General features: G+C 68.0%; 19 protein-coding genes. 6 read left to right on the top strand and 13 right to left on the bottom strand.

Annotation, left to right across the window (positions count from 1 at the left end; genetic code table 11):
• Positions 1 to 37: 37 nt before the first annotated feature.
• Genes AC07OY_RS15280 through AC07OY_RS15270 form a run of 3 tightly spaced genes read right to left on the bottom strand, consistent with a single transcriptional unit; the run spans position 38 to position 2,158 of the window.
• Positions 38 to 550, bottom strand: a complete 513-nt coding sequence (locus AC07OY_RS15280; RefSeq protein WP_495043450.1) for a GNAT family N-acetyltransferase — start codon at positions 548 to 550, stop codon at positions 38 to 40.
• Positions 547 to 1,113 carry a helix-turn-helix domain-containing protein gene (locus tag AC07OY_RS15275; protein WP_495043449.1) on the bottom strand — a complete coding sequence of 189 codons (567 nt, stop codon included), beginning with the start codon at positions 1,111 to 1,113 and terminating at the stop codon, positions 547 to 549. Before AC07OY_RS15275 ends, AC07OY_RS15280 begins: the two co-directional genes overlap by 4 nt.
• Before the next feature lie 46 nt (positions 1,114 to 1,159).
• Positions 1,160 to 2,158: a questin oxidase family protein gene (locus AC07OY_RS15270; RefSeq protein ID WP_495043448.1), complete on the bottom strand. Its 999-nt coding sequence runs from the start codon at positions 2,156 to 2,158 to the stop codon at positions 1,160 to 1,162.
• 51 nt (positions 2,159 to 2,209) lie between these two features.
• On the opposite strand from AC07OY_RS15270, the gene soxR reads away from it, so the two are divergent.
• The 3 genes from soxR to AC07OY_RS15255 all read left to right on the top strand — a co-directional run bounded on the left by soxR (position 2,210) and on the right by AC07OY_RS15255 (position 4,396).
• Positions 2,210 to 2,689 (top strand): redox-sensitive transcriptional activator SoxR, encoded by a 480-nt coding sequence (soxR, locus tag AC07OY_RS15265; protein WP_495043447.1) that lies wholly within the window; start codon positions 2,210 to 2,212, stop codon positions 2,687 to 2,689.
• Between the two features lie 37 nt (positions 2,690 to 2,726).
• Positions 2,727 to 3,485, top strand: a complete 759-nt coding sequence (locus tag AC07OY_RS15260; protein ID WP_495043446.1) for a hypothetical protein — start codon at positions 2,727 to 2,729, stop codon at positions 3,483 to 3,485.
• Positions 3,486 to 3,619: 134 nt separating this feature from the next.
• On the top strand, positions 3,620 to 4,396 hold the full coding sequence (locus tag AC07OY_RS15255) for a ferredoxin--NADP reductase (protein WP_495043445.1): 777 nt from the start codon (positions 3,620 to 3,622) through the stop codon (positions 4,394 to 4,396).
• A gap of 107 nt (positions 4,397 to 4,503) precedes the next feature.
• Here the strand turns inward: AC07OY_RS15255 and AC07OY_RS15250 are convergent, their stop codons facing one another.
• The 7 genes from AC07OY_RS15250 to AC07OY_RS15220 all read right to left on the bottom strand — a co-directional run bounded on the left by AC07OY_RS15250 (position 4,504) and on the right by AC07OY_RS15220 (position 9,661).
• Positions 4,504 to 4,986, bottom strand: a complete 483-nt coding sequence (locus AC07OY_RS15250) for a TlpA family protein disulfide reductase (RefSeq protein ID WP_495043444.1) — start codon at positions 4,984 to 4,986, stop codon at positions 4,504 to 4,506.
• Positions 4,986 to 5,819 (bottom strand): LytR/AlgR family response regulator transcription factor, encoded by an 834-nt coding sequence (locus AC07OY_RS15245; RefSeq protein ID WP_495043443.1) that lies wholly within the window; start codon positions 5,817 to 5,819, stop codon positions 4,986 to 4,988. Before AC07OY_RS15245 ends, AC07OY_RS15250 begins: the two co-directional genes overlap by 1 nt.
• A 31-nt stretch (positions 5,820 to 5,850) precedes the next feature.
• Positions 5,851 to 6,252 carry a hypothetical protein gene (locus tag AC07OY_RS15240; protein ID WP_495043442.1) on the bottom strand — a complete coding sequence of 134 codons (402 nt, stop codon included), beginning with the start codon at positions 6,250 to 6,252 and terminating at the stop codon, positions 5,851 to 5,853.
• Entirely contained in the window at positions 6,249 to 7,688 is a 1,440-nt protein-coding gene (locus AC07OY_RS15235; protein WP_495043441.1) for a sensor histidine kinase, read from the bottom strand. The genes AC07OY_RS15240 and AC07OY_RS15235 overlap by 4 nt, the downstream gene beginning before the upstream one ends.
• Positions 7,689 to 7,903: 215 nt before the next feature.
• Positions 7,904 to 8,473 carry a YceI family protein gene (locus AC07OY_RS15230; protein WP_495043440.1) on the bottom strand — a complete coding sequence of 190 codons (570 nt, stop codon included), beginning with the start codon at positions 8,471 to 8,473 and terminating at the stop codon, positions 7,904 to 7,906.
• 52 nt (positions 8,474 to 8,525) lie between these two features.
• The gene (locus AC07OY_RS15225; RefSeq protein WP_495043439.1) at positions 8,526 to 9,059 is read right to left on the bottom strand and encodes a YceI family protein; all 534 of its coding nucleotides are present in this window, start codon (positions 9,057 to 9,059) and stop codon (positions 8,526 to 8,528) included.
• Positions 9,060 to 9,082: 23 nt separating this feature from the next.
• Complete coding sequence (locus AC07OY_RS15220; protein ID WP_495043438.1) at positions 9,083 to 9,661, bottom strand: cytochrome b; 579 nt, start codon at positions 9,659 to 9,661, stop codon at positions 9,083 to 9,085.
• A gap of 175 nt (positions 9,662 to 9,836) precedes the next feature.
• Here AC07OY_RS15220 and AC07OY_RS15215 point away from each other — a divergent pair, with 175 nt between their 5' ends.
• The 3 genes from AC07OY_RS15215 to AC07OY_RS15205 all read left to right on the top strand — a co-directional run bounded on the left by AC07OY_RS15215 (position 9,837) and on the right by AC07OY_RS15205 (position 13,616).
• Positions 9,837 to 10,943 (top strand): TRAP transporter substrate-binding protein, encoded by a 1,107-nt coding sequence (locus tag AC07OY_RS15215; RefSeq protein WP_495043437.1) that lies wholly within the window; start codon positions 9,837 to 9,839, stop codon positions 10,941 to 10,943.
• 118 nt (positions 10,944 to 11,061) lie between these two features.
• On the top strand, positions 11,062 to 11,718 hold the full coding sequence (locus tag AC07OY_RS15210) for a TRAP transporter small permease subunit (RefSeq protein ID WP_495043436.1): 657 nt from the start codon (positions 11,062 to 11,064) through the stop codon (positions 11,716 to 11,718).
• Positions 11,718 to 13,616, top strand: a complete 1,899-nt coding sequence (locus tag AC07OY_RS15205) for a TRAP transporter large permease (RefSeq protein WP_495043435.1) — start codon at positions 11,718 to 11,720, stop codon at positions 13,614 to 13,616. The genes AC07OY_RS15210 and AC07OY_RS15205 overlap by 1 nt, the downstream gene beginning before the upstream one ends.
• Here AC07OY_RS15205 and AC07OY_RS15200 read toward each other — a convergent pair.
• From AC07OY_RS15200 to AC07OY_RS15190, 3 genes are all read right to left on the bottom strand, one after another.
• Positions 13,558 to 14,484 (bottom strand): DMT family transporter, encoded by a 927-nt coding sequence (locus tag AC07OY_RS15200; RefSeq protein ID WP_495043434.1) that lies wholly within the window; start codon positions 14,482 to 14,484, stop codon positions 13,558 to 13,560. The genes AC07OY_RS15205 and AC07OY_RS15200 overlap by 59 nt on opposite strands.
• Positions 14,481 to 15,245 (bottom strand): type 2 periplasmic-binding domain-containing protein, encoded by a 765-nt coding sequence (locus AC07OY_RS15195; protein ID WP_495043433.1) that lies wholly within the window; start codon positions 15,243 to 15,245, stop codon positions 14,481 to 14,483. The genes AC07OY_RS15200 and AC07OY_RS15195 overlap by 4 nt, the downstream gene beginning before the upstream one ends.
• Positions 15,246 to 15,312: 67 nt before the next feature.
• Positions 15,313 to 16,194 carry a DUF2167 domain-containing protein gene (locus AC07OY_RS15190; RefSeq protein WP_495043432.1) on the bottom strand — a complete coding sequence of 294 codons (882 nt, stop codon included), beginning with the start codon at positions 16,192 to 16,194 and terminating at the stop codon, positions 15,313 to 15,315.
• Between the last annotated feature and the right edge of the window lie 56 nt (positions 16,195 to 16,250).

Below are 16,250 nucleotides of genomic sequence, written 5' to 3'. Positions count from 1 at the left end.
ATTGGCACTCATCGCGACGAAGCGGGCCGAGTCAGCATCACAGCATGCGGAAATAGTAGGTCGTCGAGCAGAACGGCCCGTCCGGCATCAAGGCGTAGTTCGGAATGTCGCCGGCTTTCAGCCACCCCAGCCTTTCATAGACCCGCGACGCATCGCTGCCCGTGACGGTGTCCAGCACCAGCGTCGTCCTGCCCAGCTCGCGCGCCTTCGCCTCCAGCGCCTTGAGCAGCCGCTCGGCCAGCCCCTGGCGCCGCGCGCGGCGGTGCACCAGCATCTTGGACACGTCGGCCCGGTGCGGCTGGTTGTCCGGCATGTCGATGACCAGGGACAGCGTGCCGCTGATGCGGCCTCCGTCGTCCTCGGCGACAAACAGATGGCGCTCGCCGGCGGCCACGCCGGCAGCGACCTTGCGCCAGAAGACCTCGGGCCGCCCCTCGGCCAGCGGCAGCATGAAGCCCACCGAAGCCCCGCCCTCCACACAGTCGCGCAGCACCTCGGCCAGCTCATCCACGCGGGCCAGGGCCTCGGCGCCAGCCAGTTCCCGGATCATGGCCGGGCTCCGGTGAGGGCGACGAGATAGCGCGCCGGCCTGGTTCCAGGATTGTGGAAACGGATGGGAGCGTCCAGGCGCATGGCCAGGCAGTCGCCCGGGTTCAGCTCCCAGTGCTCATCGCCATGGCCGATCTGCATGGCGCCATCGATCATCCAGACCAGCTGGTGGATGTCGGCATCGCGCTCCGAGGTCTCGAAGGACACGCGCTGCCCCGGCGGGAAGACGACGTCCACCAGCTGCAGCGGCGACACGCCCGAGGGCGACACATTGCGGCGCACATAGCCCGAGGCGGGGTCGCTCCAGACAGGCTGATCCGCCACCCGCGCCAGCGGCGACGGCGCCGTGGGCGGCGGGCCGGCCTCGAACAGGGACGCGACGCTGACCCCCAAAGCCGATGAGAGCTTGTCCAGCACGACCGCCGTCGGGCTGCTCTGGCCGCGCTCGATCAGCGAGATGTTGGAGCGGCTGACGCCGCTCTTCTGGGCCAGTGCGTCCAGCGACAGGCCGGCGGCCGAGCGCAGCCCATGCAGGCGGCGGCCAATGCGTTGCGTGATGTCCATGCATTCCAGTTTACTGGACTTTCCTTTTTACTGGATATCTCATCCATCAAACTGGAATGGCACGCTCCACGGCCCTGCGCCAGGCCGGATCGGGCCAGCGCCGCCCCAAGCGCCAGGCCGCATGGGTGAGCTTGATGACGTGGGGGTCGTCCTGTTCGCAGGCCGCCGCGATCAGCGCCGGCCAGGGCTGGCCGGGCTGGCGGTCGAGCGCCAGGACGGGCTCGGCGCCGCTGGCCAGCAGGCCGGCGGCCGCCGCGACGCTGAAACCACGCGCCAGCTCGGGTGCTGGCCACCACGGCTCCAGCACCGCCATCGCATGGCTGGCCGTCAGCAGATGCAGCACCGTGAAGTTGCCGCTCGCCGCATAGCTGCGGGCGGCGAGGAGGGCCAGCTCGCGCAGGGTGTCCGGCCCGTGGCACAGACGGCCGGCGACCGCCGCGAACGCCGGCATTTGCCCCCAGGCCTGCATGCGATCGGCGATGAAGCTGCCGGCCGGGTAGAGCGGTCGCGGCAAGGCCTTCAAGGCCTGCAACCATTCGGCCAGTTCCAGCGGCGGGCCATCGTCGGTCGTCGGCAAGGCCAGGAAGTGCGTCGCCCAATGCGCCAACGCCGTCGCCAGCTCGCCTTCGTGGCCGGCCAGCACCGCATGGCCGGTGCGGATCAAGCCATGGAAGGCGATGGCGCCCGCGCCGGGCAGCAGCAGCGGCAGGGCCTCGCGCAGCGTGGCGGCGGCGCCGACGGCCGCGATGCGGGCCACGAAATGGGCGTGCCAGCCCGCTTCGCTGTCGGCGCGCCCGAGGTCGCGGTCGGCGGCAATGCGGGCCGGGCGGGCGACGACGCGCGGTTCCAGCTGCGTTTCGTAGGCCTCGCTCCAGGCCTGCAGGCGCTCAGCCGAGGCGCCCAGTTCCAGCAAGGCCTGCTGGGCCATGGGCAGGTGGTTGCTCAGCCGGACGCGATAGGTGGGCGCCAGCGCCGCACCGGCGTCGAGCAGGTGGTGCAGCTGGGCCAGGGTGGCGGGTGCCGGCGTCGCGGTTTTCATCAGCATGGAGGGCCTCGGTTGTGGGAATATGGCGCCATGCTCGAAGTTGAAGTGGACTTGAAGTCAAGCCCCGACCCGGCGAAAGCCCCGCTGACCATCGGCCAGCTGGCCCGGCGCGCTGGCGTGGCGACGAGCGCCCTGCGCTTCTACGAGGCCGAGGGGCTGATCGCGGGCAGCCGCAGCAGTGGGGGCCACCGCCAATACCCCCGCCATGTGCTGCGCCGGGTGGCCTTCATCCGCGCTGCCCAGGTGGTGGGCCTGACGCTGCCGCAGATCAAAGCGGCCCTGGCCACCCTGCCCCAGGGCCGCACCCCCACCAAGGCCGACTGGACGCGGCTGTCGGCCGGTTGGGCGCCACTGCTGGACGAGCGCATCGCGGCCCTGCAGAGGCTGCGCACCCGGCTGACCGGCTGCATCGGCTGCGGCTGCCTGTCGCTCAAGGCCTGCGCCCTCTACAACCCCGAGGACGCGATGAGCAGGAACGGGACCGGCCCCCTGCTGCTGGACCGTCAGGAAGGCGCGTCACCCGGCTCGTAGCCGCCGCAGAATACGCGGACAACACAGGGAGACACGAATGACGCCAGCTTCCAGGGCCTGCACCTTGCTGCTCAGCCTGATGTTGGGCGCCTGCGCCCACCGCCCCAGCGACGTGGACTACCGCACGCTGGCCATCCTGGAGCCCACGGAAGGCGCCGCGCAGCCGGCGGACCGCACCAAGGGCGACGTCGTCGCCTCCAGCGCCATGAAGGGCGGCCTCGGCGGCTTCGCGGCCGGCGCCCTCATCTGCGCGGCCGTCGTCCCCTACGCCCTCCCCGCCTGCGCCCTGACCCTGGCCCCCACCACGGTGACGACCGGGGCCGTCGCCAGCGGCATCGTCGGCGGCTCGGTCACGCGCAACACCGAGCTGGCGCCGCCCGAGCTGGCCGCGCAGCTGGACACGGTGGCGTCGCAGCAGCGGCTGGTCCTGCTGCTCAAGCTGCGCGCAAGCGAATGGGCCGCGAAGTCAGGGCAGCCGGCGGCGACACCCGTGGCGGCAGCAGACGCCGAGGCGGCGGCCGCTGCGCAGCCCGCCTACCGGCTCAACGTGGCGCTGGCGGACCTGCGCATGGTGCGCGCCCCCGAAGGCAAGCCCACGGGACTGGTGCTGGTGGCGCAGGCCAGCATCTACGCCGCGGGCAGCGACACGCCGGTCTGGACCCGCAAATACCGCATCAAGGGCACCGACAGGCGCACGGCGGCCGAATGGGCGGCGGCCGGCTCTGGGCCTATCGAGGTGCTGCTGGACGACCTCGCGCGCTCGATCGCGCCGGTGCTGACGCCACGCCGGGCCTGAGCGCGGGCACCGAGCTTTCGCCACGAAAGAGAGCGGCCGGGAGAGGCGCGAAGCCCCCTATCTGACCCCCAGGCGACAAAGGGTAGTCAACTCGAGGCGAAAATCGGGGTGTTGACCTGCCAAACTCCCCTGCCATGAGTGCTTTCCACGAAGAGACCGTCCTGACCGTCCACCACTGGACCGACCGCCTGTTCAGCTTCACGACGACGCGCGACCAGGCCCTGCGTTTTTCCAACGGCCACTTCACGATGATCGGCCTCAAGACCGAGACGGGCAAGCCACTGCTGCGCGCCTACAGCATCGTCAGCGCCAACTATGAAGAGCAGCTGGAGTTCCTCAGCATCAAGGTGCCGGACGGCCCGCTGACCTCCAAGCTGCAGCACATCAAGCCGGGCGACAAGATCATCGTCGGCCGCAAGCCCACGGGCACGCTGCTGATCGACTACCTGCTGCCGGGCAAGAACCTGTATCTGCTGGGCAGCGGCACGGGCCTGGCGCCCTTCATCAGCGTCGCGCGCGACCCCGAGACCTATGAGCGGTTCGAGAAGGTCGTCGTCGTGCACGGCGTGCGCCATGTGAACGAGCTGGCCTATCACGACCACCTCACCGTCGACCTGCACCAGCACGAGTTCCTGGGCGAATTCGCCAGCGAGCAGCTGCTCTACTACCCGACTGTCACGCGCGAGCCCTACAAGAACATGGGCCGCATCACCGACCTGATCCAGACGGGCAAGCTGCAGGCCGACCTGGGCCTGCCGCCGCTGAACCCCGAGACCGACCGCATCATGCTGTGCGGCAGCCCGGCCCTGCTGAAGGACATGCAGGAGATGCTGGAGATCCGCGGTTTCAAGGAAGGCAGCACGACGACGCCGGGCGACTACGTCATCGAGCGCGCGTTCGTAGAGAAGTAGGTGCCCCTCGCCCAGTCTTGCCGCGCAGGACGCGTGCAAGCCTGGCCGGTCCCCCGAGGGCAGGGCAATGCAAGCGGCATCGGGCCGCTCGCACATCGCCTGCGGGCTCAGGCGAGCTGCTTGATGAGCAGCTCGTCCGCCAGCTCGCCGGGCTGGCCGCGCCACAGCACCTTGCCGTCGGCGCCGAGCAGCAATGCGTAGGGCAGGGCCTTGATGCCTAGCTGCGTCTGCAGCGGCTTCGATCCTCCGGCGCCTATCGCGTAGCGGACCTCGTGCCGCGCGAGGAAGGGCTTGACCTTCTCGATCGGCTCGCTCGACAGCCCGATGACGCTCAGGCCTCGCGCCTCGAAGCGTTGCTGGCGCTCGTTGAGAGCGGGAATCGCGGTGATGCAGGGGGCGCACCAGGTGGCCCAGAAGTCGATCAGCGTGAGCCGGGGCGATTCGGCTGGGGGCGTGTTCAGGTAGACGGCGTCGTGCGCGGGCAGCGTGCTGCCAAGCTTGACGCCGTTCATCCAGTCGATGAGGCCGGCCGCCGATGGCAGCGCCGGCAGGGCCAGCAGCGGTGCGATCAGCGCACGGCGGCGCCGCATCACATGCCCTTGAACAGGTGCGTGTAGCTGCGGCTGACTTCGAGCTTCTCGGTCAGGCCGCGCACCCCCACCAGCTGGCGGCCGCGGAAGTCGCGGGTGATGCCGTCGATGGCGCGGGCGTTGACCAGCGTCGAGCGATGGATCTGCCAGAAGACCTGCGGGTCCAGTTCGTCCACCAGCTCCTTGATGGGCTTGCGGATCAGGGCCTCGATCTTGGCCGTCTGCACGCGGGTGTACTTCTCGTCGCTGATGAAGAACAGCACGTCCTCGACCGGGATCATCTGGATGGCCTGGCCGACGGTGGCCTGGATCCATTGCAGATAGGCCGGCTTGGCGGACGGGTTCATCTGGCCCGACAGCTTGTGCAGCAGCTGCTGCAGCGGCACGGGGGCACTGTCGCTGAAGTCGCTGGAGGGCGCCTCGCGCTGGGCCAGGCGCTTCTTGATGCGCGCCACGGTCAGCTGCAGGCGGTCGCGCTCGGCGGGCTTCAGCACATAGTCGGCCACGCCCTGCTCGAAGGCCTCGACGGCGTACTGGTCGTAGGCGGTGATGAAGACGATCTCGGGCACCAGCCAGTCGTCGTCTTCCGAGCCCTCATCCCCCAACTGGGCGATCTGGCGGGCGGCCTCTACGCCGGTCAGGCCGGGCATGCGGATGTCGAGGAAGACCAGGTCGGGCTTGTGCTCCTTGGTCAGCTCGACGGCTTCCAGGCCGTTCTTGGCCTCGGCCACGATGTCCAGCTCGGGCCAGACCTCGGTCAATCGGGCGCGAAGCTGCTCGCGCATCAGTCTTTCGTCGTCGGCCAGGACGGCCCGGATGGGTGCATTGCTCATAGCCGACGATGCTAGATCAGATCGGCTGCCGTCAGACCGGTGTCGACTTGGCCGCGTTGGCGCGGCTGCGGTTGCGCAGCACGACGAAGAACAGCAGGCCGAGCAGGATCAGCGGCGAGCCGAGCACGGCGCCCACGCCCAGCAGGCCGGCCAACACCACGGCGATGACGCCGCCGACGATGAGCAGGGGCAGGGCCACGCCGAGCAGCAGCACCAGGGGCACGACGATGACGCAGATGATGCCGGCGACGAAGAGGCCGATGGTCGCTCCCAGCCAGTCGCCGACGTCGCCGCCGCCGAAGAAGAGGTCCTCGTCGCCCAGCACGATGTGCATGTCGGAGCCATGGTGGTTGAGCAGCGCGAAGCCGCCAAACATGGCCATCAGGACCATCAGCGCTGTGCCGATGAACAGGATCTTGAACAAGGTCTTCATGCTGCGGCTCCTTCGTCGTTGCGGCTGCGATAGGGCACGGTGATGGTGACGACCGTGCCACTGGGTTGGTTCTCGGTGACGGTGACGCTGGCCTTGCTGCCATGCAGCAGTTGCAGGCGTTCGCGGATATTGGCCAGGCCCACGCCGGTGCCGCTGGTGGCGGCGCGGCCGAAGCCCAGGCCCGTGTCGGCCACCGTGACGGCGAGCTTGCCGTGCACGATCTCGGCCTTGACCTTGAGGCTGCCGCCCTCGGCCTTGGGCTCCAGGCCATGCTTGATGGCGTTCTCGACCAGGCCCTGGATCATCATGGGCGGGAATTCGGCGGACAGCAGGCCCTCGGGCACGTCGATCTCGGTCTGCAGGCGCTCTTCCATGCGCATCTTCAGGATCTCGAGATAGGGCCGGATGACGGCCAGCTCACGGCCCAGGTCGCGCACCGCGGTGGCGTTGGCCTCGCGCATCGTCGGCATGGAGGCGCGCAGCAGGGCGATCAGGTTCTTCTGCATCTGGCTGGCGCGCGGCGGGTCGACCTCGATGAGGTGGTCGATGCTGGCCAGCGTGTTGAACAGGAAGTGGGGCTCGACCTGGGCCTGCATGGCGGCCATGCGGGCCTCGATGACCTGGCGCTTCAGCGCCTCGCTCTCGGCGTTCTCGGCGGCCTGGGCAGCCTTGACCTCGGCCTGGATGCGGCCCTTGTACATGGCCTTGATGACGGCCGAAGCCAGGATCCACAGCACGGCCAGGTCGACCAGCGAGTCGCCGGCATGCACCACGGTGACGCGCTTGCGGCCCTGGGCGTTGGCCACTTCCTCGACGGCCTCCTGCAGGGCGGCCTGGGCCTGAGCGGCGGCCTCGCGGGCCTCCTTGACCTCCTCGGCCTCGTGCTTGAGCTGGCTGAGCTGCTCCTTGGCCTGGTCGATGGCGTCGCGGATGTCCTCGGGACGGGCGCTCTTGGGGAAGTCGATGGCGATGGCCGGGGCTTCGTCGGCCTTGGGCTCGCCGCTGTCGTCGACGGCGCTGGCCGCGGAGGCCGGGCGCACCGGCTGGATGCGCACGCCCTTCTCGTCGATCTTGACCTCGTAGCGGACACCGCCCTTGCCGGATTCGCCCTTTTCGGCCTTTTCCGCCTGCTCGGCCACCTTGCGGGCGTACTCGGCGGCCTTCTTGGCCTCGACCTCGAGCTTGGCCTTGCGGCGGGCGGCGCCGTGGTCATGGTCCTCGACCTGCTCGCTGATGCGCCAGGTGAAGGGCGGCAGGTTCTTCAGCACATTGACGCCGATCATCAGCGCCAGCGCCAGCAGCACGAAGCGCTTCCAGCTGATGCCGACCAGCCAGCCGGCATAGATGTGGAAATAGCGCACCACGGTGCTGGAAAAACGCTGCCAACGCTCGATCCAGAGCTTTTGCTGGGGGCTGGGGGAGAAGGAGGGAGTCATGGCCGGGGTCTGTCGTTGGGAGCCACTGTAAAGAGGGGCTCAAGGCCCTGTGGGGCGGAAGCGACGCTCCGGCCGGGCTGGGGGACGAACTGCATGGGCGCGCGACAGGCCGTCGGGCCTGGTGTGACAGGGCGGTGACGGCCCCGGCAATAGTTCACGGATCACACGGCAAAAAGCCCGCCGGGGGCGGGCTTCTCAAGGGCGTCGGCAGCGAATTACTGCTTGATGGCCTCGACCTCGATCAGCAGGCGGATGGCATCGGGCGTGACAGCCGGCAGTGCATAGGTGATGCCCCACTGGCTGCGCTGGATCGTGGTCTCGAAGTCGCCGCCGCAGACCTCGCGCTTCAGGCGCGCGTTGTCGTAGCAGTTGAAGCCGGTGGCCGTCAGCGTGACGGGGTTGGTCTTGCCGCGCAGCGTCAGCTCGCCGGAGACGCTGGTGACCTTGTCGCCGTTGAAGGTGAACTTGTCGCCGACGAACTTGGCCGTCGGGAACTCCTCGACCGCAAAGAAGTCCTTGCTCTTCAGGTGGCCGTCGAAAGGCACGGTGCCGGTGGAGATGGAGGCCATGTCGATGGTGAACTCGACCTTGCCGGTCTTGGCGGCCTTGTCCAGCGTGACCGTGCCTTCCTTCTTGTCCCAGCGGCCACGCAGCGTGCTGGTGCCGAAGTGCTTGGCTTCGAAGGTGACCGCCGTGTGGCTGGGGTCAATGGCGTAGGTGGCGCTCTGGGCCTGAGCGGCGCCGGCGGCGGCCAGCAGGGCGGTGATCAGCAGGGCTTGCTTCATCGGGAGGGTCTCCGGGGGGTGGGAAGAGAGGGGTGGAAGGTTACAGGCCAGCCTAGATGCCAGAGAAGGCCAGCTTGAACTTGACGGTCACATCGTTGGCGACCATGGAGGTGTCGGCCCATTCGCCGTCACCGATCTTGAAATCCAGGCGCTTGATGGCCACGCTGCCACTGGCCACGCCCGAGGCGAGGGTGATGGGCACGACCACGTCGCGGGCGGCGCCCTTGATGGTCAGCTTGCCGGCCACGTCGTATTTGCCGGGGCCGGTGGCCTTGATGCCGCTGGACACGAATGTGGCCTTGCCGTTGCGCTTGGTGTCGAACCAGGGCGTCTTGGCGACTTCGGCGTCGAAGCTGGCGTCGCCCAGGGACACGCTGCCCAGGTCCACCGTGAAGGCGATCTTGCCGGCTTCGGGCTTCTTGGCGTCGAAGTCCAACTGGGCTTCGAACTTCTTGAACTTGCCGTCCACCGGCACGCCCATCTGCTTGAAGGTGAAGCTGAGATCGCTCTTCTCGGGTTGCAGCGTGGCAGCGTGGGCGGCCAGGGCGCTGGTGGCGATCAGCAGGGCGGAGAGCAGTCGTTTCATGGGTTCCTTTCTTCAGGCGCGGTTCAGTTGCGACCCGGGCCCATGCGGGCGAGCAGGCCGTCGCGGTCGATGAAATGGTGCTTGAGGGCGGCGCCGACATGGCCGGCGACCAGCAGGGCCAGACCATAGGCGGCAAAGCGGTGCACCAGCTTCAGCGTCTCGGCGAGTTCCTTGTCCTTGGGCACGAAGTCAGGCAGGGGCAGCACGCCGAACCAGACGATGGGGAAGCCCGCCGCCGAGCTGTAGGCCCAGCCGGCCAGCGGCACGGCGAAGAACAGCACATAGAGCAGGTTGTGCGTCACATGGGCGGCGCGCAGCTGCCAGGCGGGCATGGGGATGTCGGCGGGCGGACGGTGCGTCAGGCGCCACAGCAGGCGCAGGGCCGACAGGGTCAGGATGGTGACGCCGGCCCATTTGTGCCAGTTGTAAAGCTTGAGCCGCGCCGGCGAGAACGGCAGGCTGGTCATGTAGAGCCCGACACCGAAGGCGCCGACGATGGCCAGGGCCAGCAGCCAGTGCAAGGCGATGGCGACGGGGGTGTAGCGGGTGGCAGGGCTCATAGGACTCGCAGTGTGTTCCCGGCAGACCGGGGAGCGGTTCATCGGCGTTGACGCCAATGTTCAGCGATTTTGAACAGCCCTGGGGTGTTCCGTGCAATCCCGTGGGTTTGACCCAGTTGCGCGGCGCTGCCGTGCAGCCAGACAGTCAGGCAGCGGCCAGCGCCGGCCGCAGGTTCTGTTCGAGGCGCATTCCAACACCATCGATGGAGACTAGCCCATGACCCAGAAACCCAGCGCGCGCCGCCGCTTCATCAAGACGGCCGCAGCCACGACGGCCGGGGGCGCCGCTCTGGCAGCTCCCATGATCTCGACCGCGCAGACCGTCAACCTGCGCTTCCAGTCGACCTGGCCCGCGAAAGACATCTTCCACGAGTACGCCAACGACTTCGCCAAGAAGGTCAACGACATGGCCGGCGGCCGCCTCAAGATCGAGGTGCTGCCCTCGGGCTCGGTGGTGCCGGCCTTCCAGTTGCTGGAAGCGGTCAACAAGGGCACGCTGGACGGCGGCCATGGCGTGGTGGCCTACCACTACGGCAAGAACTCGGCCCTGGCCCTGTGGGGTTCGGGCCCGGGCTTCGGCATGGATCCCAACATGCTGCTGTCCTGGCACAACTATGGCGGCGGCGAGGACCTGCTGGAGGAAATCTACAAATCCATCAGCATGGAGGTCGTGTCCTTCCTCTACGGCCCCATGCCCACCCAGCCCTATGGCTGGTTCAAGAAGCCGGTGGCCAACCTGGACCAGATGAAGGGTGTCAAGTTCCGCACCGTCGGCCTGGCGGTGGACCTCTACACCGAGCAGGGCGCCGCCGTGAACCCGCTGCCCGGCGCCGAGATCGTGCCGGCCCTGGACCGCGGCCTCATCGACGCGGCCGAGTTCAACAACGCCTCGAGCGACCGCGTGCTGGGCTTCCCCGACGTGGCCAAGAACTGCATGCTGCAGAGCTTCCACCAGAGCACCGAGCAGTTCGAGATCCTGTTCAATAAGGCCAAGTACAACGCGCTGCCGGCGGAGCTGAAGAAGATCATCGACTACGCGGTGCAGGCGTCCAGCGCCGACATGAGCTGGAAGGCCATCGACCGCAACTCCAAGGACTATGCCGAGATGAAGAAGGCCGGCGTGGCCTTCTACAAGACGCCCGACGCCATCCTGCGCAACCAGCTCGACGCCTGGGACAAGGTGATCGCCAAGAAGTCGGCCGAGAACCCGCTGTTCAAGAAGGTGCTGGACAGCCAGCGCGCCTTCGCACAGCGCGCCGGCCAGTGGCAGAACGACTACCTCGTCGACTTCAAGATGGCCTGGAATCACTACTTCAGGAAATAGCCCACCCCCTACGGCCTGACGGCCGCCCCCTCAAGGGGGCAAGCCAGGTGGACCGGCAAAGCCGGATCCACCGGCTTCGCTGGGTAGCTGGACACGGTGTCCTTTTTCGGGGGCTTGAATGTCTGTGCAGAAGATTCTTCATACGGCCGAGGGCATCAGCACCTGGGTCGGCAAGGCCTTCGCGTGGCTGATCGTCGCGCTGATGCTGCTGGTCGTCGTCGAGGTGTTCAAGCGCTATGCACTGAACATGCCGACGGCCTGGGTCTTCGACGCCAGCAACATGCTCTACGGCACCCTCTTCATGATGGGTGGCGCCTACGCGCTGGCCCATGACGGCCATGTGCGCGGCGACTTCCTCTACGGCAGCATGAAGCCGCGCACCCAGGCCGCGCTGGACCTGGTGCTCTACATCGCCTTCTTCCTGCCCGGCGTCGCGGCCCTGACCTGGAGCGGCTGGACCTATTTCGGCGACTCGCTGCGCATCCGCGAAACCACCTTCAACGCGACACCGCTGCCCGTCTATCCCTTCAAGCTCATGATCCCCATCGCCGGCGCCCTGGTGCTGATGCAGGGCCTGTCCGAGATGCTGCGCTGCGTCGTCTGCCTGCGCACCGGCGCCTGGACGGAAAGGCTCAAGGACGCCAAGGAGATCGACGTCGTCGAGCAGCAGCTGGCCGCCAGCGAGCATGTCGACGAAGAAGCGGCGCGCGAAGCCATCGCCAGCGCCAAGCACATCGACGAAGCGGCGCGCCAGCGCCTGGGTGGAGGAAGCTGATGACCGATGCCGCACTCGGCCTGACGATGCTCAGCCTCATCGTCGTCGTCATCCTGCTCGGCTTCCCGACGGCCTTCACGCTGATGGGCCTGGGCATGCTGTTCGGCTTCGTCGCCTTCTACGACCCCGGCCAGCCCTGGCTGGACAACCGCATCTTCGACCTGATGGTGCAGCGCGCCTTCGGCGCGATGAACAACGACACCCTGCTGTCCATTCCGCTCTTCGTGCTGATGGGCTACATCATGGAGAGAGGGGCGCTGGTGGACCGCATGTTCCACAGCGTGCAGCTGGCCTTCCGCCGCCTGCCGGGGTCCCTGGCCGTGACCACCCTGGTCATCTGCACCTTCTGGGGCATCGCCAGCGGCCTGGTCGGCGCCGTCGTCGTGCTGATGGGCGTCATCGCGATGCGGCCCATGCTGAAGGCCGGCTATGACGTGCGCCTGGCCTCGGGCGTCATCACGGCCGGCGGCACCCTGGGCATCCTGATTCCGCCGTCCGTGATGATCATCGTCTACGCGGCCGTGGCCGGGCAGTCCGTCGTCAAGCTCTACGCGGCGGCGATGTTCCCGGGCTTCTTCCTGGCCTTCCTGTATCTCGTCTATGTGATCGGCTGGGCGCTGATCAACCCCAAGGTCGCGCCGCAGCTGCCGCCGGAGCAGCAGCGCGCTCCCATCTCGGCTCCCGTGGCTGCGCTGGCCGAACGCTATTCGCCCCGCATGCTGTGGGCCCTGTGCAAGGCGGTGCTGGCGCCGGCCGGCGCCACCATGAGCTGGCCCAAGCTGGTGTTGGGTCTGCTGCGCGCCCTGGTGCCGGTCTGGCTGGCCCTGGTCTGCCTGGGCAGCACCTGGTGGTACGTCACCATCTACACGCAGAGGACCGAGGTCAGCGCGCCTGCGCCGGCTTCGCTGTCGGCGCCGCCGAGCAGCAACAGCGGCGGGCTGGCCGAGCCACCCAGCGCCAGTGGCGGTGGCCTGGCGGAACCGCCCGGTGCGAGCAGCGGCCTGTCCGAGCCCCCGGGTTCCAGCGGTGGCTTGAGCGAGCCGCCCGGCGCGCTGAAGGAGCCCGGCGCCAAGCCCGAGTCCGGCGGCCTGGAGCGCATGGACGGCACCGCCGCCGCGCCGCATGCGGAGGCCGTGCCGCAGAGCTTCTACACCGGCTTCACCGTCGTCTGCGTGCTGACGGCCCTGCTGCTGGCCTGGTACTACTGGCGCTTCGACGCCGAGCAGTACGAGATCCTCAACATGCTGGTGTCGTCGGTGATGCCGCTGGGCATCCTGACCCTGGTGGTGCTGGGCGTCATCCTGTTCGGCATCACGACGGCGACCGAGTCCGCGGCCGTCGGCGCGGCCGGCGCCTTCCTGATGGCCTGGCAGGCCGGCACGCTGAGCCTCAAGAAGATCCAGGAGGCCGTCTTCCTGACCGCCAAGACGACGGCCATGGTCTGCTGGCTCTTCGTCGGCTCGGCCCTGTTCTCGGCGGTGTTCGCCCTGCTCGGCGGCCAGGCCCTGGTGGAGCAGTGGGTGATGGGCATGAACCTGACGCCGCTGCAGTTCATGCTGCTGTCCCAGGCCATCATCTTCGTGCTGGGCTGGCCGCTGGAATGGACGGAGATCATCGTCATCTTCGTGCCCATCTTCCTGCCCCTGCTGGCCCACTTCCAGATCGACCCCATGCTGTGGGGCGTGCTGGTCTTCGTGAACCTGCAGGCCGCCTTCCTGAGCCCGCCGGTGGCCATGTCGGCCTTCTATCTGAAGGGCGTCAGCCCACCGCACGTGACGCTGAACCAGATCTTCGCGGGGATGATGCCCTACATGCTCATCGTCATCCTGTGCATGGTGTTCATGTACGTGTGGCCGCAGATGACGCTGTGGCTGCCGGGTTACCTTTACGGGCGGTGACGAGGAAGACGCCGACCATCACCAGCGCCGTGCCGAACACGATCCAGGCATTCATCGCCTCACCGAGGATGAAGACGCCCATCACGATGGTGCTCATGGGCCCCACCATGCCGACCTGCGACGACAGCGGCGCGCCGATGCGGGCGATGGCGAGCATCACCATCAGCACCGGCGCCACCGTGCAGGCGGTGGCGTTCAGCAGCGACAGCCACATCACCGGCTCGGGCACGATGAAGGCAGACATGGGCTTGAGCACGGCAAACTGGGCGATGCACAGTGCACAGGCCACGCTGCTGGCCAGGCCGGCCAGGCGCATCGAGCCCAGACGCTGCACGACCTTGCCGGACAGGGCCAGGTAGACGGCATAGCTGACGGCGCTGGCGAACACCAGGGCCGCGCCTATGGCCGTGTTGGCGCCCTCGAAGCTCAGCTCATGCGCGAACACCGCGACGACGCCCGCATAGCTGATGGCCAGCGCGACCACCTGGCGCGCCTGCAGCTTGTGGTGGAAGAAGACGACGGAGATCAGCAGCACCAGCGTCGGGTTCAGATAGAGGATGAGGCGCTCGAGGCTGGCGCTGATATAGGCCAGGCCGGCGAAGTCGAGATAGCTCGCGAGGTAGTAGCCGGTGAAGCCCAGCACCGCGATGTCGCGCCAGTCCTGGCGCGTCAACGCAGGCTTGCCGCGGCCGGCCCACCAGGCCATGGCGAGAAAGAACGGCAGGGCCAGGAGCATGCGCCACATCAGCAGCGTCACCGCGTCGACGCCATGGCGGTAGGCCAGCTTGACGATGATGGCCTTGCCGGAAAAACCGATGGCGCCCAGCACCGCGAGCAGCAGGCCGGGCCAGAGCTGCTGCGCCTTCACAGCAGCCCGTAGCTCGTGCGCAGTCGCGCCGCCATGCCGTTGATCTCCAGCGCGCGCATGGCCGCGACGACGCGCGCCAACCGCTCCGGAGCCAGGCCGGGTGAGTGGGCCAGCAACTGCGAGTCCGCGTGAAAGACGGTCGGCAGGATGCGCACACTGCCCTGCAGGCCCTCAGCCTCGATGAGATGGCGCAAGGTCGCGTCGGATTGGTAGAAGAAGCGGCCGCGCCCATTGATCAGCTTGCGCAGATTGCGCAGGTTGTCGGAGGCGCCGGTATCGACGATGAGCCCCGGCTGGTCGGCCAGGAAGTTTGGGTAGCCCGTCGAGCGGGTGGCCAGGATGACGCCCCGGGGCCCGAGCGCGCGGATGTCGTCGAAGGTGCGCACGCTGATCGGGTCATCGGCGCGGACGGCGACCTGGTGGCGCACGTTGTACAGGGCCGGCACCTCGACAAAGCGGAACCGCGCGGCGCGCTCGCGTGTCTTCAGCAGTGCGAAGAAGAGATCGATGCGCTCGGCGGCGAGGTCGCCCTCGATGCGCGTCAGCGGCAGCGCGTCGTCGAGGCCGCTGAACTGCAGGCCGGGGTCGATGCGCTGCAGGGCCTGGATGTAGTCGATGCAGAAACCCGGCGGACCTTCGCCACTGAAGTTGAACTTCAGGTTCATGCCCGACTGCGCCACCGTGCGCAGCGCTTCGCCCGCGGCCGCGGCACCCGCAGCGAGGGCCAGCGGCAGGGCGATGAAGGGGCGGCGGCTCAACATGGCGGTGCAGTCTAGGCCGGCCATCCTGCGTGCGCCGCGAAGCACCGCCCCGTTTCAGGGCAAGCGTTCAGGCCTGGGTCTTGTCGCGCTTGAGGAACTTGGTCAGGGCCGCGCCGATACCGATGACGGCGATGAAGATGACCTTCGCAAATTTGGCGGCGAAAGCCAGGATGACGGCAAACAGGCCGAGCTTCTTGGCACCCACGCCCAGCACGAGGGCCGCGAGGCCGTACTCGGCGACATGGTCCGTGGCCTCGTTGAAATCCTCGTAACGCTTGCCGCTGTCGAACTCCAGCGCCCCGAGCAGGGCCTTGGCATCGGGCTTCTGGGCCGGCAGCTCCTTCAGGTCGGTCACGAAGTTCAGGCTCAGATAACCCTCGCGGCCCAACGCATAGGTGTTGTAGTTGACGCCCTGCCCCGCATCGGCCGGCGCGCCCTTTTCCCTGGAACTCATAGCCCAGACGAGGCGGTGGGTCGTGGCCTCATAAGCGGGCACCTCCGCCCAGCCGGTGATCTCCAGCGCCGGCACGCCCATCTTCTTGCGCTCCTCATTGCCCGCCTCGGTGCCTTCCTTGTAGCTGGCCAGCAGGTCGTCGGCCTTCCATTCCTTGGCGTCACCGTCCTTCACATAGCCGGACGCGATATAGCGCAGCGTCGCGAACCATTGCTCCTCGCCCTTGGGGAAGATCAGCCCGGCCAGTTCGGTGTGCTCGCCCGGATTGCCCATCGCCGTCAGCAGCTTGCCCGCCTGAGGCTGGGGAATGAAGACCCGGTCGGCCGGCAGGTGCAGCGTGGCCTGTCCGGCGATCGCGATGTCGGCGGGACCGGCCTTGGCGGCCGCCTTGGCCGCGGTCCAGGCCGGGTTCTCGGGTGCGTCGGCCGCCTGGATGCTCAGGCCCAGCAGCAAGGCCGACGCGGCCAGCAGGCCGCGTGCGATGTTCTTCTTCATGGATTTCCCCCTGTGAATCAGGCCGCAGTCTAGGCAGGCCCCAAGTGGGATTTCTT

The organism is Roseateles sp. GW821-FHT09H10, assembly GCF_059415865.1.
This window is presented reverse-complemented; position numbering and strand designations above follow the sequence as displayed.